This is a genomic window from Micromonospora sp. BQ32 (genome assembly GCF_059358895.1).
Genome location: NZ_JCADBI010000002.1, coordinates 519,280 through 534,648, shown reverse-complemented (window position 1 = coordinate 534,648; position 15,369 = coordinate 519,280). Strand labels below are relative to the sequence as shown.

The window sequence follows — 15,369 nt, the reverse complement described above, 5'->3', positions numbered from 1 at the left end:
ACGAGAGCGGCCGTCCCCGATCCGGGGCGGCCGCTCTCGTCGTACCGGCGCTGCCTCAGCGCTGGGCCGTGGTCGGCGTCCAGAGGTTGTCGATCTCTTTCTCGGCCGCCGCGAGGCTCGCCTCGTGCAGCGGGATCAGCTCGGCCATCGCCGGCACCGACGGTGCCAGGGTCAGCTCGGCGCTGATGAAGCGCGGCTGCATGCCGGTCATCGACAGGCCGTGCGGGAGCCACGGCTCGGCGTGGTCCCAGCCGTAGCGAGGGGTGCCCTCGCCGTAACCGCCGCCCCGGGTGGCCACCACCACGAACTCGCGCCCACCGAGCAGTCCCTCCTGCGTCGTCGGGTCGTACGCCAGCCCGGGGACGATCAGGTGGTCGACCCAGGACTTGACGCTGCTGGGCGCGCCGAAGTTGTAGAGCGGCAGACCGAGCAACACCACGGTGGCCTGCTTCACCTCGTCGACCAGCCGCTCGCTGAGCTCCCAGGAGTCGCGCTGCGCGGGCGTGTGCTGGTCCGGGGGCGTCATCCGCGCCAGCCCGCCGTCCGCGTCCAGGTGCGGCAGCGGTTCCGCGCCCAGGTCCCGGTAGGCCACGGTGCCGTCCGGGTGGGCCGCACGCCATGCGTCGACCGCGCGGGCGGTGAGTCGCCGGCTGACCGACCAGTCACCGCGGATGCTCGAGTCAATATGCAGCAGATGCATTATTCCTCCCTCAGAAATCGTCTGTGAAGCATCAACTATTTATAGCAGGTCGATGTTCCGCTGAGTCGGTAGACTGGGTCACATGTCCGCGCAGCCGCTCGACTCCTCGGAGCACCGCTCGGGGGCACTCCTGGACCATCTGGCCCGGCGGATGCGGCTGCGGTCGGAGTCGGTGCTGGCGCCACTGGGGTTACGCCCCCGGCATCTGGTCGCGCTCACCGTGCTGCGTGCCGGCGGCGGCACCGGCCAACAGGCGCTGGCCACCATCCTGGAAATGGACAGCACCAACATCGTCGGGCTGCTCAACGACCTCGAGGCCAAGCAGCTGATCGAGCGTCGGCGCTCCCCCGAGGATCGCCGCCGACACGTCGTCGAACTCACCGAAGATGGGGCAAAACGCCTCAGCGAGGCCGAATGCGCCCTGGCCGGTGCCGAGGACGAGGTGCTGGGCGCACTGGATCCCGCCGAGCGGGAGACGCTCTACAAGCTGCTCAGCCGGGCCTCCACCGGCACGTCGATCAACTGCACCGAGGCGATCTCCGCCACCGACGAGATCTGCTGACGCCGCGTCACCTCAGCGGCGCAGGGTCACCTGGCGGCGCAGCGTCACACCAATTGCCCGCAGCCGCCACGCCGGCCGTCCACAACCGGGCCGACAGCGACGTGACGGTCAGGCGGTCGTGGCCGACTGGGGACGATCGTCGCGCACGTGCACCAACATGTCGCCGGTCTCGATCACCGCGCCGGCCCGGTCGGCCAGGGTGACCACCTTGCCCCGCCGCACCAGGGCGATCACCAACGACTCCAGCTCGCGCGGCGAGCGACCCACCTCGTCCCGCTCCGCGGAACGCATCGCCAGCGCCATGCCCTGGCCGGGAGTGAGCAGGTCCTCCACCACGTCGATCAGCGGCGGCGCCGAGGTGGACAGGCCGAGCAGCCGGCCCGCCGTGGCCGAGGAGACGATCACATGGTGCGCACCACTCTGCTTCAGCAGCGGGGCGTTCTCCGCCTCCCGCGCCGCCGCGATGATGCGGACCTGCCCGGCGGTGAGCTGCCGTACCGTCAGCGCGACCAGCACCGAAGCGTCGTCACTGTCGGTCGCGATGATCACGGCCTTCGCGTTCTTGACGTGCGCCTCGTTCAGCACCGACGAGCGGGTCGCCGAGCCTTCGATCGCCACCAACCCGGCGGAGGTGGCCTGCCGCAGGGCGGCGGCGCTGCGCTCCACCACCACGATCCGCGAACGGTCCAGACCGTTCTCCATCAGGGCGGAGACAGCGCTGCGCCCCTTGGTGCCGTAGCCGCAGATGATGACGTGGTCCTTCACGGCTCTCCTCCACCGCGACAGGCGACGGCCGGTCCGGTACTGCTCGGTCAGAACTTCCAGGGTGGTGCCGACCAGGATGATAAGGAAGATCACTCGGGCCGGGGTGATGAAGAGGACGTTGACCAGCCGGGCCGACGGCGTGGCCGGGGTGATGTCCCCGTAACCGGTGGTCGAGAGCGACACGACCGCGTAGTAGAAGCAGTCGAGGAGGGTGAGGCCGTCCTCGTTGACATCGCGGTAGCCGTCCCGGCCCAGGTAGACCGCGGCGACCACGGCGAAGACCAGGCCCAGGGCGGCGGCGAGCCGAAGGCTCAGCGCGCTCAGTGGGCCCCGGCGCTGCGCGGGAAAATGGATCACCGTCGAACCTGCTCCCCCGCTGTCGCCTGCACGACCACAACATAGCGGGTACACCGCCAACCGCACGTCCGGGTCGCAGCAGACAACCGACGCCGCGCCAACTACCGGACGACAACGACGAACCGGTGCAGGCCCGCAGACGGAGGGGCGCGACCCTTGTGACGACGAGCGGCAGACGGCGGGCCCGGACGGGTCGGCCCGAACGGCCGGGGACGGGCATGATGAGGGTGTTCCCGACGACGACCGCGAAAGTGAGGCCGGCATGTCGTTGCTGCGACGAGTCATCGGCGGAGTGCTCCGCCGACTGCGCCAGAGCCAGGGCCGCACGCTGCGCGAGGTGGCCGCGTCCGCCGGGGTCTCCGTGCCCTACCTGTCCGAGGTGGAACGGGGCCGCAAGGAAGCCTCCTCGGAGGTGCTCGCGGCGATCTGCCGGGCGCTCGGCATCCGCCTCTCCGACCTGCTGGAGGAGGCCCGCGACGACCTGCGCCGGGTCGAGCCGCGCATTCCGGCCGCACCCCGGGCCGCACTGACCCGGTTCGAGCGGGCCACGGTCGCCCGCCCCCAGGCGAGCCAGCACACGCTGCGGACCGGCGGCCCGATCCTGCACCGAGCCCCCGGTGCGAGCGGGCCGACCCTCCGCGTCGGGGCGATGGCCTCCGCTGGCGGCTCGCGCCCCGGTCCGCGTACCGCCGCCCTGCTGGGTTGCGCGCGGGCCCGGGCGGGTGCGCGGCGGGTGACCGTCGCGTAGGCCGCGCGGGTTCTGCCGTCGGCGGATCTGCCGGCGGCAGAATCACTGGGCCATCGCCGCCGTGGCCCGCACGCTGGAGGGGGCCGGTCCACCGGGTGGTCCCCACCGCCCGCCGGCACGGTGGAAGGCGGCGGCACATGATGAGGTACGGCGCACAGATGTTGGAGGGCGGGCAGCCGTCCTTCGGTGATCAGGTGTTCGAGCGGCTGCTACGGGAGCGGATCGTGTTTCTCGGCACCGAGGTGACGGAGGAGTCGGCCAACCAGATCTGCGCGCAGATCCTGCTGCTCGCCGCCGAGGACGCCGACCGGGACATCTTCCTCTACATCAACTCGCCAGGCGGTTCGGTGAGCGCGGGAATGGCGGTCTACGACACGATGCGCTACGTCCGCAACGACGTGGCGACGCTGGCGCTCGGGTTCGCCGGCTCGATGGGGCAGTTCCTGCTGTGCGCGGGCGCGGCCGGCAAGCGGTACGCGCTGCCACACTCGCGGGTCATGATGCACCAGCCGTCCGGTGGAATGGGCGGAACCGCCGCCGACATCACCATCCAGGCGGAGAACATGCTGCACGTGAAGCGCACGATGCAGGAGCTGATCGCCCAGCACAGTGGACACACCCTCGACGAGATCCAGCGCGACTGGGACCGGGACCGTTGGTTCACCGCAGAGCAGGCCCGGGAGTACGGCCTCATCGACGAGGTGGTCACCCGAGCCGAACAACTACCAACGCTCTGATCAACGTCTGGCGGCTGCGGTACCGCTGGACCGCCCCACCCCGCTCTGGGCTGGCTGGGCTTAACGGAGTCAAGCTTATCTACGCCGCCTGACTGGCCTTCTGTTCTGTGAGGTGCCCCCGGCAGGATTCGAACCTGCGACACACGGTTTAGGAAACCGATGCTCTATCCCCTGAGCTACGGGGGCGCGAAGGGCCAGTGTAACGACCTGAGGGTCGACCCGTGTTGGCAGGGAGTGACCCACGTTGACCCGGTGAAACACCCGGCTTCCTCGACGTCACGGCGCGATCCTGGCCCCAGCCACTTCCTTGCGTCGCGGCTCGGCTGACCCTCTGGGGGCACGCCCAGTTGGCGAGGAGCGTTTCGCACCTGCTCACGCGACGGTGTGATGGCCCGCCTTGATCACCTGGTCGTACTCACTGCGACGCGCCTCGTAGGCGGGCTCCAGGAACGCCTCCGAATCGGGTCCGATCGGCAACCGCAGCGGCGGCGAGTCCATCTGCCCGAGCCGCCAGACCACGTCGGCGAAGAGCTCGGGGGAATTGATCTCCGCCTTGGTGTTCATGCCACGAAGCGCGCCGAGCATGCCGTCGTCGACCGGCGTGTAGTCGGCGATACGGTGCTCCGGCATCACCAAGTTGGCGCTGTAACCGGTGGCGAAGCCGCCCGGTTGCAGGATGGTCACCTTCACCCCCAGGTGCCCAGCCTCGACGGCCAGCGACTCGGCCGCTCCCTCCACCGCGAACTTGCTCGCGGTGTAGGCGGCCAGGCCCGGAAAGGGAACCATGCCGGCGACCGAACTGACGAAGACGGCGTGTCCGCGGCGCTGCGCCCGCCACACCGGCAGCACCGCGCGAGTGAGCCGCCACGGCCCGAACACGTTGGTGTCGAACTGCGCGGCCAACTCCGTGTCGGAGACCTCCTCGAAGGTGCCGAACTGTCCGTAGGCCGCGTTGTTCACCAGGACGTCGATGCCGCCGAAGGCGTCCACCGCCCGCTCGACGGTTGCCGCGCACTGCTCCGGATCCCGCACGTCGAGGGCGGCGGCCACCACGTTGCCCGGATGCCGCGCCACCAATCCGTCCAGGGTCTCCAACCGGCGGGCCGTCGCCACCACCTGTTCACCCTCGGCGGCGAGCCGGACCGCGAGGGCCTGACCGAGTCCGCTCGAACACCCCGTGATCAACCAACGCTTCGTCATTCCCTCGACCCGCCCTATCCACTAAGTCACCTGGCGATTGCAGAGTGTCAAAGGCGGCGGGAGAGGCATAGAGGAATCGACCGTCGTCAACCGGACGCGTCGGGTATCCGGCACGAAGCCCGGATGCGGTCGGACCTGACCGCGCCGGAACCTCGAGGTGTTGAGCGCTGGCCTACGTTCGGGCCGAGGCGCTGCTCGCCGCAGACGCCAGTGCCCCCGGCCCGTACCGCCGGGACGGGGACGGCCCGGCGCGGAGAATGGTCCTCCACGCCGGGCCCGCCGCATCGGCTGGGTTCAGCTGGTCACGCAGGCGGCCGTCACGCCCGGGCCGGTGCCGGTGCCCTGGAAGCCGAAGGTGGTCGACTGCCGGCCGAGGACCCGTCCGTTGTAGCTCACGTTCGTGAACCCTACGGTTCCGCTGGTGCCGCTGACCTGGGCGTTCCAGGCGCTGGTGACCGCGCCGCCGGGCAGCGCGACGGTCACGGTCCAGCCGTTGATGTCCGACGTGCCGGCGGTGACGGTCACGCTCGCGGTGAAGCCGCCGGCCCACTGGTTGACCGCGATCGACGCGTAGCAGCCGTCACCGGCCGGCGGCGTGGTTGGCGGCGTGGTCGTCGGCGGGGTCGTGGTCGGGGGAGTGGTCGTCGGCGGCGGCGTCGTCGGCGGGGTGGTGGTGGGCGGGTTGGGCGCGCCGTTGGCCAGGCTGAAGGCCAGGTCGGGCTGGAACGAACCGGCCGTGAAGCGGCAGCCGTCCGCCTCCCCCGGCGGCTTCACCCAGAGGTAGGCATCGATGTTGCCGTCGCCGGTGTTGGTCGTCGGGTACTGCCCGATGCGCCGGTCGGTGTTGTCGTCGCCGCACCAGTCCCCGCTGGCGCCCCCGTTACGGCTGGTGTCGATGACCTGGCGCTTGCCGGAGATCCCCATGCCGTTGAGGGCGGAGATGACCGCCCGCCCGAAGTTCGCCTCACTGGAGGTGGAGTTGTAGTTCGACACGTTGGTAAAGAAGCCGTCGGCGTACTGCACGCCGGCTGCCCGGAGCCGGTTGGCCGTCTCACCCGCGCTGTTCCAGGTGGAGTGGCCGCCGTCGAGGTACACCTTGGCGTTGGGGTTGCCCGACTTGATGGTCCGGGTGGCCGTCGAGATCGCCTCGTTGCGCGCGTTGATCTCGGCGCCACTCAGGCACGTCAGCAGGGCGAGCGAGTCGGTCTCCAGGATGATGATGACGGTCTGGTTGCCCAGTCCTCTGGCGAAGTTGGACACCCACGTCTGGTACTGGTTGAGGTCCGGCGCCCCACCGGCGCTGGCCCCGCCGCAGTCCCGGTTGGTGATCTCGTAGACGGCCAGCACCGGGATCTGCTGCGCCGCGTTGGCGGCGCCGATGAACCCGGAGACCTCGGACTGCACGGTCGACGGGTTGAAGTTGGCGAACCAGCGGGCCTGCGGCTGACTGGCGATCTTGTCGCGGATGACGGCGGTACGCGAGTCGCCGGGGTTGGCGGCGACCCAACGGACGACCGCCGAACTCGGGTCGCGGTAGAGCGACCCGGACAGCGTGCCCGCGGAGGCGCTGCTGACGGCGAGGCAGACGCCGACTGCGGTGGCGCCCGCGACGGCCGCCACGCTGATGGCCGCCGATCTGCGGCGGAGCGAGGAGAGGATAGCCACGACGTGTTGCCTCCAGATCACATAGATGTATCTAAGTTCATGGGAGCGTTCCCATGGACGGTAGCGGAGGCGCGCACGGCTGCCAAGGTGTGGACGGTCGTCGATGGGGGCAGATACCCCGCTTCTGCATGCGAGCCGACGCCAAACCCCCCTGACGTCGCTGGATCGATCAGCAGGCGGTTCACGTGCCGTGGCAGCAGACGATCTCCGGGTGCGCTTTTCCCCGAACCCAACTCGCCCCTGCCACCCTCGCAGACGCGAACGGTTGGACGCGGATGCCCGTGCCCGACTGCTTGACCAAGGGCGCCCCCAGATCACCCTGGCAACGACCCGAGCGGGATCTACCTGTTGCATCAGGCCGCCGACCCGGACGCCGGTGTCACCGTCACCATGATCGCCAAGCGTTGGGGCTTCACCCATCTCGGACGCTTCAGCACCGACTACCGCGCCGCCTACGGCAGCAGCCCCAGCCACACGCTGCGCACCTGACGCCCGCCTCGTCGCGGACAGGCACGGACTCGACCGGACCGCTGGCCCACGTCTACTTCCCGCGGGCCTTGCGGGTGCTGCCGTCATTGGCCTTGCGGATGGCCTCGACGAGGTCCGCCTTCTTCATCCGGGAGCGGCCACGGATGTCGAGCTTCCGCGCCACGTCCATCAGGTGTTCCTTGCTGGCGTTGGCGTCGACCCCGCCGGCCGTCCTCCCCGACGAGCCGCGACCGCCGGCGGCCTTCTTGTCACTCGGCCCCTTCCTGCCCTTCGGCTCCCAGTGGTCACCCACCTTCTCGAAGGAGTGCTTGACGGCCGCGAACGCCGTCCGGTGGGCGCGCTCGCCCTCGCCGTACGAGTCGACCGCCGAGTCGTGGGCCTCCGCGTAGGTGTCCTGTGCCTTCTTCGGCGACCGCTTCAGGGTGCTGGGCATGTCCTTCCGTGCCGGCATGGCCGCTCCTCTCATCGCGCTCCTGTCGAAGGTCCGTGCCCCCGTGGTCACCGCCCAAACCACCGCCGACTGGTACGGGGGTCTCGTCTCGCCCGTCGTGCTGATCCAGCGCACCCGGGCCGGCGCGCAGGCGACCCCAGCTGCGGCGGCGTCTCAGCCCGGCCGATGACCGTCCCGACGGGGATCCATCCTCGTCGGGACACGCCAGCGATCCCGGCTGGCCCGGTCAGACCCGGGCCAGCCCCAGCGCACGCACATCGACCGCGACATCGGGGCCGTACGACTCGGCGACGCGGCGCTCGAAAGCGTCCGCGTCGATCGTGTATTCCTGCGGGCCCTCGACCTCCAGCACGTGCGCCGCCAGGACGCAGCCCACCGCCCTCGACGCCCTTCGCGACCTGCTGGAGAGCGAAGCCTGAGCACCGCATGAACCGCTCGGGCCGCACCTGCCGCCGGCGGATGTCACCTGCGGGCCCGGAGCCGGTCGGCTCCGGGCCCTCATCCTGCCCCCGTCAGGGGCTGGTGCAGGTGACGTTGCTGGGGGCGGTGGCTCCGTTGCCCGTCGCGGTGAACCCGAACGTGGTCGACGCGTTCGCGCCCACCGTGCCGTTGTAGGCGGCGTTCCTGACGGTGACGCTGCCGGTGGTGCCCGTGTTGGTGCCGCTCCAGAGGCTGCTGATGGCCTGACCACTGGCCAGGGTCAGACCCACGGTCCAGCCGTTCAGAGGCGCGGTGGAGTTGTTGGTGACGGTCACCTCAGCCTGGAAGCCGCCGGGCCAGGTGTTGAGCGTCCGGTAGGTGGCGGTGCAGGTGCCCGGTTCGCCGGTCGGCGGCGGAGTGGTCGGCGGCGGATCGGTCGGCGGTGGGGTCGTCGGTGGCGTGGTCGACTCGAACTGGCTGAAGAACCTCCAGATCTCACCCGAGGTCCAGGTCCGGGAGTCGTTGGGGCTGCCCGACCCGTCGACCGGGCTGGGGGTGTGGTCACCATCGAACGCCGCCCACTGCACCGGGTAGCCGGCCCGGCATCCCGCGTAGGTGGTGGTGATGTGGGTGAGGCTGCCCCGGCTCGGCTCGCGCGGGCTCTGCGCCGTACAGCCGTTGTTCCGCACGAACGTGTCGCGCAGCTGCCGACCCTGGGAGATGTTCAGCACGCTGTCGTAGGTGCCGTGGATGCCGAAGTAGGCGACGGGTTGGGTACCCCCGTTGCATCCGCTGAGGTTGGCACCGGAGATGACGGTGACCGCGCGGATGATCGTGGGCCGGGCGCAGGCCACCGCGTAACTCATCGCCCCGCCGTAGCTCCAGCCCAGGGCGAAGCGCTGGGTGGTGTCCACGCAGAGGTCATTCTCGACCTGCCGGGAGATGTCGTCGAAGAGGGTCAGATCCCGACCGTTGGTGTTGGCCCAGCCGGCGTTGAGACCCTGCGGAGCGACGAAGATCGTGCTGTTGTTCGACAGTGGTTGGAGCCCGTAGTAACCGGCCGAGGTGACGTTGTTGGCCGAGCCGTTCAACCAGTGGAAGCCGAAGATCAGTCGGTAGGGGCGGTTCCGGTCGTACCCGTCCGGGATCCGCAGGTTGTAGGTACGACTCTGTCCGCTGCTCTGAATCGTCCGCGTCCCGCTGGCGAGCGTGGGGGCCTTGCCGCAGCCGGCGGTCGCCGCGAGGGTGCCGTTGGTGGCGGCCACCGCCGTCGCACCGAAGCCGCCGCTCAACACGCCGCCGGTGGTGGCCGCGAGGAGAAGCGCCGCGGCCGCGATGGATGGGAGGAAGAACCTACGTCTCAGCATTGCTTGGGCTCCTTGCCGTTCGGCTTCTGGTGCTCGTGGCGTGACAGCGGCACAGGGGGTGTGCGGCGGCCATCCGTCGGCGCCGGGGCGGCCTGCGGTGGAGCGTCGGAAGCTGGGCATGCGGCCGGCGCGACATCGTCCGACGACCAACCATGGTCGCCTGGCATCGACGGGGCCCGGACTGGTCACCGACCGGGGAGGCGGCGGGAGGCGCGGGCCCCTCGGCGCGTCTTCGCCGGCTGGCTCAGGTGACCGGGAGCGTGCCCTTCACTCCCGGGTGAAAGATAGCATGTTATCGATAACATGCAGAGCCGGTCGAGCCTCCCGGGCTCAGCCCTCGAGCGGCCGAGCCGCCCACTCCGCAGCCACTTCCCGCAGGTCACCGGTGCGGAAGAGCGGAGGCTCGTGCAGCAGGAAGTCACGGTGGCTGATGTTCCAGGCGTACGCCCCGGCCATGGCGAAGGCCAGCACGTCACCCACGCCGATCGGCCCGGCGGTGGCCGACCGGGACAGCACGTCCTTCGGTGTGCAGAGTTGCCCGACCACGGTGACCGGCCCACCGTCGGTGCGAGGGCCACCCGCACCGCGTCGCGGGTGCACGGTGAATGGCTGCGGGTGCCCCTTCGCCGCCGGGGTCCGCAGGTGGTGCGTCCCGCCGGCCACCACCACGAACCACTCGCCGTACGAGCGCTTCACGTCGATGACCTCGGTGAGGTACGCCCCGCAGTACGCCGTGACCGACCGGCCCGGCTCGATGCGCAGCCGCACGCCCGGATGCCTGTCGAGGATCTCCGCCAGGGCCTGGCCGTAGCCCTCCCAGTCGAACCGCGCGGCCGGGTCGGTGTAGTCGACGGTCATGCCCCCGCCGACGTCGACCTCGGCGGCGTCGACCTCCTGCGCTGCCCAGCCGACCACGGCGGCCGCGACCGTCGCGGCGAGCGGTGCGTCCAGCCCGCTGGCCAGGTGGGCGTGGATTCCGCGCACCTCGATGCCGGCGGGCGGGCGGCGGGCGCAGGCGACCGCGTCGGCCGGGTCCATGCCGAACGGGCTGGGCCCACCGCCCATGACCAGGCTCGCGCCCGGCGCGTCGACCGGCAGGTTCACCCGCAGCAGCACCTGGGCCGACCGGCCCGCTGCGGTGGCCAGCGCACCGAGTCGCGCCAGCTCCGTGGGCGACTCGACGTGGATGCGGTGCACCCCGGCGGCGAGCGCGGCGGCGAGGTCCGCGTCGGTCTTGCCCGGCCCGGCGTACGCGGCCGGCGCCCGCCCCGGCAGCACCTCGGCCAGCCTTCGCAGCTCGCCCCGGCTGGCGGCCTCGAACCCGTCGACGATCGGAGCGAGGGTTCGCAGCACACCGGGGTCCGGGTTGGCCTTGACCGCGTAGAGCAGCTCCACCGGCCGGGGCAGCGCCGCCCGGATGGCCCGGGCCTGCCCGGTCAGCGCGTCGAGGTCGTGAACGTAGACCGGGCGGGTCATCGTGTCCCACCCATCGGGTTCGGCACCGGCACGAACGGGGCGGCCCGGTCGGCGTCGCGCCGCCACCGGACCAGCAGGTTCGCCTTGGCCAGCAACGGCTCCCCGGTCAGCAGCGCGCGCAGCTCGGCGGGATCACCGAGGTCGCTGGACACCGCCTCGACGACGGCCCGCAGCTCCTGCCACAGCCGCCGTTCGATCCCCGGCCGCGCGTCGGCGAGGGCTCCGCTGATTCCACCGAGATGGTTGACGAACAGGCAGTAGACGATCCGGCGCTGGGCGGCCCGGGGACCGTAGCGGACCTGCGGCGGGACGCCGTCCGGCCAGCTGCCCCACCGACCGGCGTCCAGCTTCACCCCCTCCAGGTCGCGCAGCAGCATGCGTACCGGGCGGCGATCCCGGTCGAGCACGACGACCACGTTCTGCAGGTGCGCCTCGTGCACGACGCCGTGACTGAGCCAACTGCGCAGCACCGCCGGCACCAACAGGCCGACGTACCCGCGCCACCAGGCAACCGGATCCGGTGTCACCAGTGGCGTTGCGGCCAGCGCCGCCGCCAGCACCGGGGTGTCGCCGGGACGCAGGTGCGGGCGCAGACCGCCGCGCAGGATCGTCCCGTACGCCTCGTCCGGGCCGGGGACGTCGACCGTGCGGTAGGCGGGCTCGGCGAGCAGCCCCACCCCGTCCGGCAGCGGCACCCGGGCCAGCAGGTCGGTCAACGCCACCGCGCCGATGAGCTCATAGCGGGCGTTCTTACGCAGGCAGTTGGTGATCCGCACGTGCAGGCTGGTCTTCACGAACAGGTCGGCATCGGGGGCGTAGAGGGTGCGAACGCTCGCCGTCGGCCGTACCGGCACACCGGCCGCCCCCAGGTCGCGCAACCGTGGGTGGGTGGGTGGGATCAGCGACAGCTGCCAGGGGTGCACCGGCAGGACCCGGTGCCCGCGCGGAGGCCGTGGCGGGTCGAGGGCGGCCACCAGCGGATCGAACGGTCCGGCGTCGGCGACCAGGTCGTCCGGTACGGCCAGCCAGTGCAGCCGGAACGCCGAGCGCAGCTCCGGGGCGTACGCCCGCCAGCTGTCCGGGTCACCGCTGCGCCACTTCGGGGTGGGGTGGTGCGGGTGGCCGAAGACCAGCGACTGCTCGGAGTCGACGTACGCGTCGATGGCGGGTTCCCCGGTGGGGGTCGGATCCTCGGCCGGTCGGTCGGCCAGCAACCGGGCCACGGTGTCCCGGCTGGCCCGGACCTGCTCGACGAACTCGTCGTTCACCAGCCCGGTACGGGTGGTGAGCTCCGCCGCGACCAGGGTGGCCAACCCGTCCGCGTCCAGGGCTTCCCACCGTCCGCCGCCGAGGCTGCGGTGGACCGGCCCGGTGTAGCGGTGCGCGCCGAGCGGTGAGGCTCGCGCGACCTCGCAGCGCACGGTGACGTCGAGGTGCCGCAGCAGCAGCCGGACGGCACCGTCGACCACGGTCGGGGCGCCGTCTGGCGGGGCCAGCTCGCGCAGCAGGCAGCCGAAGACGGCGTGGGCGGCGGCCAGGTCGGCGCGCTGACCGGTGTCGCTGGCCGGCCGGGAGCGCAACTGCGCGCTCGTCATCGTGTCTCCCGGAGGTAGTTCGGGCCGGTACGCAGGTAGTACTTGTTGATGTCGGCGCAGCCCAGCCGCTGTTTGGGCAGCAGGGTGCCGGCGGTCAGCATCGCCTTGATGGGCAGGTGGGTGGCGTGCAGGACCCGCTCGGTGAAGGTCCGCACCGCCGGTCCGTCGCCCCACCGGTCGCGGGCGGCGGCGAGCCGGGGCGCCAGCGCCTCGGCGGGTGACGGCACGGGCAGCCCCCGGGCGGCCAGGGCGACCAGGGGCGCGGCGGCAGCCAGGTGCAGGGTGATGGTGATGAACACGTCGGCCAACTCCTGCGGGTCACCCGCCCACATCCGGTCGTCGTGCAGGGCGAGCCCGCCCGGGCTGTCGTGCCGCGGGTCGAGCCGGGCGCCGTCGTTGTCCTTGTAGAGCAGGCCGACCGTGCCGTCCGGGTGCACCAGCAGGTGGATGTTCTGCGGGTGCGCCTCCAGGGCGATCCCGTGGCGTAGCCAGAGGTAGACGTGCCAGTCGAGCAGCAGGTCGAGGTAGGACTCCAGCAGCCGGACGGGCCGCTCCGGGCTGATCCGTTCGAGGACGGTGCCCGCCGCCGGGTCGGCGGCGGCGAGGGCCGCGACCGGCACCACCTGGACGCCGGCCAGGTCACCCGGAAATCGGCGCAGCAGAAAACCGCGCCGTTCGTCGCCGTCGACATGCGCCCAGGTGCTCTCGTCGGCGTGCCGGATCCGGCCGGCGAAGCCGGGTTCGGCGGTGGCGATCCGGTCGAGCAGCGCGGCGACGGCCGCGCCGTCGGCGAGCGAGCCCGGTTGCAGCGTGCGCCGGTTGCGCGCGCCGAGACTCGCGGTCGGTAGCGGCAGTTTGAGATGCAGGTACGGGTCGTCGTCGAGCGCCACCGTCCGCATGGAGAGGGTGGGTCGCACCGGGGTCACCGGCAGGTCGACCACCGGGAGGGCGTGGCGGGCCACGGTGATCGGATGTGCCGGCAGCAGCAGCTGGTCCGGTCTCGGCGCGGGCGGCCACCACGCCGGGAGCTGGCCCGCGAGCCGGACGTCCTCGGCGGGGACGGCGTACCAGCGCAGCGCGAAGCGTGGGGCGTGCTCCGGGGCGTACCGGAGCAGTTCGTCGTCGCGGAGTCCGTGCCGGCACCGGTCGGTGGGGTACACGGGGTGGCCCTGGTGGGCGGCGAGCACGTCGTCCAGGAGCGCCGCCGGCAGGCCGGTCGGGGTGGTCGCGCGTTCGGCGGCCACCTCGGTGAGCACCCGCTGCCGGTTGCGGGCGACGAGCCGTCGGGCCCGCAGGTCGGCGTGGCACTCGATGCCGAAGTCTCGCCAGCCGGCCTCGGCCTCGGCGTTGTCGCGCGGTGCGAGCAGCGTCAACAGCCCGTCCAGCGTCTCCGTACGCTGCGGGTCGCCGTCGCCGACCACCAACAGCACCATCGGCGCGGCGCTGCGCAGGGTCTGCTGGAACCCGTCCGCCCGGACCGGAATGCGCAGCAGGCCAGCCCGGTGCGGCGTTTGCCACCAGTCGGGCCCGTCCGCGCGGCCGGCGCTGCGCAGGCCGAGGTGATCCTCGCGCAGCAGGGCGTCGAGCACCCGGGCGAAGACCTCCCGCTCGCAGTCGTCGCTCACTCGACGATGGTCCACTGGAGGTCGCTGCGGAGGGCGGCCAGCGACTGCCGGACGGCGCCCTCGTCGGGGCCGATCCCGTGCAGCACGGCGAGGTAGTCGCGGTTCGTGCCGGTGTGCTCGGCGGTGCGGCCCACCTCGCGTAGCGGATGGCAGCCCAGCCGGACGTCGCCGTGGACGGTGTCCAGCGGGCCCGGTGCGGCGACGAGCCGGCCGGACCGGTCCGCGCAGACGTACTCGACCTGGGCGTAGCGGTCGACGGTGTCGGGCAGGCCGAGGGCGGCCAGCGGCTCGCCGAGGTGCAGCCGGATGACGTACTCGAACAACGGCACGCCGAGCAGTTCGGCGAGGATCAGGTCCATCCGGTCGCCGATGAGGCGGTAGTTCACCTCGATGAGCCGGACCCGGCCGTCGGAGACGACGTACTCGGTGTGGCAGGCGCCGAAGCCGACCCCGAGCGCGTCGAGCCGCGCAAGCAGCTGGGTGCGCGCCTGCTCTGCCGGGGGTGACCAGGCGAGGCTCTGCTCGGTGAAGGTCGGTGGCGGGCCGAGGCCGGTGCGCCACCCGCCGAGGGAGGCCAGCTCGGTGCCGTCGCCGAGGGTTTCGAAGGTCCGCAGCTCGCCGTCGAGGTACTCCTCGACCACCAGGGCCACGTCCGGCCGTCGAGCACGGATCTCGGCGACCCGGGCGGCCAGCTCGGCCTGGTCGGCCACCAGGTACGCGTCCTCACTGGCCACCCCCTCGCGGGGTTTGACCACCGCCGGGAACGTCCCGGTCGGCATCTGCGGTGCGGCACCGGGGTCGACAGTGACGGTGCGTACCAGATCGAGGCCCGCAGCGGCGATCGCCCGGCGGGCCGCGGCCTTGTCCTTGCAGAGACGGGCGGCGTCCGGGTCCTTGCCGGGCAGGCCGAGCTTTCGGGCGGCGATCGCGGTGGCCTCCTGGAGATGGTCGCTATTGGACAGTAGCGCCACCGGTCGGGTGGGTGCCGCCGCGGCGACCACCGCGGCGGCGTCGCGGACCGCGCACCGCGCCACCCGCACGCCCGCCGGCCATTCGCCCGGCCGGTCGGTCAGCACGGTGGCCGGCAGCCCGAGCGACGCCGCAGCCGGGAGGAACCCGTCCAGGACGGCGTCGGTGGGATTGAGCGCGGTCAGGTAGAGCCGCATACCGCCTCCGTCGACTACCACGATGTCACTATTAGGGTAGCCTACC

Annotated in this window: 16 protein-coding genes and 1 tRNA gene; 5 read left to right on the top strand and 12 right to left on the bottom strand. The window is 71.8% G+C overall.

The annotated features are described in order from the left end of the window. Positions 1 to 55: 55 nt before the first annotated feature. Positions 56 to 700, bottom strand: a complete 645-nt coding sequence (locus AC5L30_RS06090; RefSeq protein WP_494865914.1) for an FMN-dependent NADH-azoreductase — start codon at positions 698 to 700, stop codon at positions 56 to 58. Positions 701 to 782: 82 nt separating this feature from the next. Here AC5L30_RS06090 and AC5L30_RS06085 point away from each other — a divergent pair, with 82 nt between their 5' ends. Further along, entirely contained in the window at positions 783 to 1,262 is a 480-nt protein-coding gene (locus tag AC5L30_RS06085) for a MarR family winged helix-turn-helix transcriptional regulator (RefSeq protein ID WP_494865913.1), read from the top strand. Positions 1,263 to 1,370: 108 nt separating this feature from the next. Here the strand turns inward: AC5L30_RS06085 and AC5L30_RS06080 are convergent, their stop codons facing one another. Next, positions 1,371 to 2,384, bottom strand: a complete 1,014-nt coding sequence (locus AC5L30_RS06080; RefSeq protein ID WP_494865912.1) for a potassium channel family protein — start codon at positions 2,382 to 2,384, stop codon at positions 1,371 to 1,373. 262 nt (positions 2,385 to 2,646) lie between these two features. On the opposite strand from AC5L30_RS06080, the gene AC5L30_RS06075 reads away from it, so the two are divergent. Together AC5L30_RS06075 and AC5L30_RS06070 are read left to right on the top strand one after the other, a co-directional pair. Next, a complete protein-coding gene (locus AC5L30_RS06075) occupies positions 2,647 to 3,132 on the top strand; it encodes a helix-turn-helix domain-containing protein (RefSeq protein WP_494865911.1) in 486 nt (161 codons plus the stop codon). A 137-nt stretch (positions 3,133 to 3,269) separates the two neighbouring features. Continuing rightward, the gene (locus AC5L30_RS06070; RefSeq protein ID WP_494865910.1) at positions 3,270 to 3,869 is read left to right on the top strand and encodes a ClpP family protease; all 600 of its coding nucleotides are present in this window, start codon (positions 3,270 to 3,272) and stop codon (positions 3,867 to 3,869) included. A 113-nt stretch (positions 3,870 to 3,982) separates the two neighbouring features. Here AC5L30_RS06070 and AC5L30_RS06065 read toward each other — a convergent pair. The 3 genes from AC5L30_RS06065 to AC5L30_RS06055 form a co-directional block, all read right to left on the bottom strand. Next, positions 3,983 to 4,055: transfer RNA gene (locus AC5L30_RS06065), tRNA-Arg, on the bottom strand. A 186-nt stretch (positions 4,056 to 4,241) separates the two neighbouring features. Next, entirely contained in the window at positions 4,242 to 5,069 is an 828-nt protein-coding gene (locus tag AC5L30_RS06060; protein ID WP_494865909.1) for an SDR family oxidoreductase, read from the bottom strand. Between the two features lie 294 nt (positions 5,070 to 5,363). Continuing rightward, positions 5,364 to 6,734: a glycoside hydrolase family 6 protein gene (locus AC5L30_RS06055; protein WP_494865908.1), complete on the bottom strand. Its 1,371-nt coding sequence runs from the start codon at positions 6,732 to 6,734 to the stop codon at positions 5,364 to 5,366. A 348-nt stretch (positions 6,735 to 7,082) separates the two neighbouring features. Here AC5L30_RS06055 and AC5L30_RS06050 point away from each other — a divergent pair, with 348 nt between their 5' ends. Beyond that, on the top strand, positions 7,083 to 7,223 hold the full coding sequence (locus AC5L30_RS06050) for a helix-turn-helix domain-containing protein (RefSeq protein WP_494865907.1): 141 nt from the start codon (positions 7,083 to 7,085) through the stop codon (positions 7,221 to 7,223). Between the two features lie 52 nt (positions 7,224 to 7,275). Here AC5L30_RS06050 and AC5L30_RS06045 read toward each other — a convergent pair whose 3' ends face one another. Further along, the gene (locus AC5L30_RS06045; RefSeq protein ID WP_494865906.1) at positions 7,276 to 7,674 is read right to left on the bottom strand and encodes a ChaB family protein; all 399 of its coding nucleotides are present in this window, start codon (positions 7,672 to 7,674) and stop codon (positions 7,276 to 7,278) included. On the opposite strand from AC5L30_RS06045, the gene AC5L30_RS06040 reads away from it, so the two are divergent. Further along, on the top strand, positions 7,673 to 7,843 hold the full coding sequence (locus AC5L30_RS06040) for a hypothetical protein (protein ID WP_494865905.1): 171 nt from the start codon (positions 7,673 to 7,675) through the stop codon (positions 7,841 to 7,843). The genes AC5L30_RS06045 and AC5L30_RS06040 overlap by 2 nt on opposite strands. A 57-nt stretch (positions 7,844 to 7,900) precedes the next feature. Here the strand turns inward: AC5L30_RS06040 and AC5L30_RS06035 are convergent, their stop codons facing one another. The 6 genes from AC5L30_RS06035 to AC5L30_RS06010 all read right to left on the bottom strand — a co-directional run bounded on the left by AC5L30_RS06035 (position 7,901) and on the right by AC5L30_RS06010 (position 15,323). Continuing rightward, complete coding sequence (locus AC5L30_RS06035; protein WP_494865904.1) at positions 7,901 to 8,050, bottom strand: hypothetical protein; 150 nt, start codon at positions 8,048 to 8,050, stop codon at positions 7,901 to 7,903. 136 nt (positions 8,051 to 8,186) lie between these two features. Beyond that, positions 8,187 to 9,461, bottom strand: coding sequence for a CE1 family esterase (locus AC5L30_RS06030; protein ID WP_494865903.1), 1,275 nt, complete (start codon positions 9,459 to 9,461; stop codon positions 8,187 to 8,189). Positions 9,462 to 9,791: 330 nt separating this feature from the next. Continuing rightward, positions 9,792 to 10,937, bottom strand: a complete 1,146-nt coding sequence (locus AC5L30_RS06025) for an alanine racemase (protein ID WP_494865902.1) — start codon at positions 10,935 to 10,937, stop codon at positions 9,792 to 9,794. Further along, a complete protein-coding gene (locus tag AC5L30_RS06020) occupies positions 10,934 to 12,532 on the bottom strand; it encodes an IucA/IucC family protein (RefSeq protein WP_494865901.1) in 1,599 nt (532 codons plus the stop codon). The genes AC5L30_RS06025 and AC5L30_RS06020 overlap by 4 nt, the downstream gene beginning before the upstream one ends. Beyond that, a complete protein-coding gene (locus AC5L30_RS06015; RefSeq protein ID WP_494865900.1) occupies positions 12,529 to 14,157 on the bottom strand; it encodes an IucA/IucC family protein in 1,629 nt (542 codons plus the stop codon). Before AC5L30_RS06015 ends, AC5L30_RS06020 begins: the two co-directional genes overlap by 4 nt. Then, positions 14,154 to 15,323: an ATP-grasp domain-containing protein gene (locus tag AC5L30_RS06010; RefSeq protein ID WP_494866085.1), complete on the bottom strand. Its 1,170-nt coding sequence runs from the start codon at positions 15,321 to 15,323 to the stop codon at positions 14,154 to 14,156. Before AC5L30_RS06010 ends, AC5L30_RS06015 begins: the two co-directional genes overlap by 4 nt. Between the last annotated feature and the right edge of the window lie 46 nt (positions 15,324 to 15,369).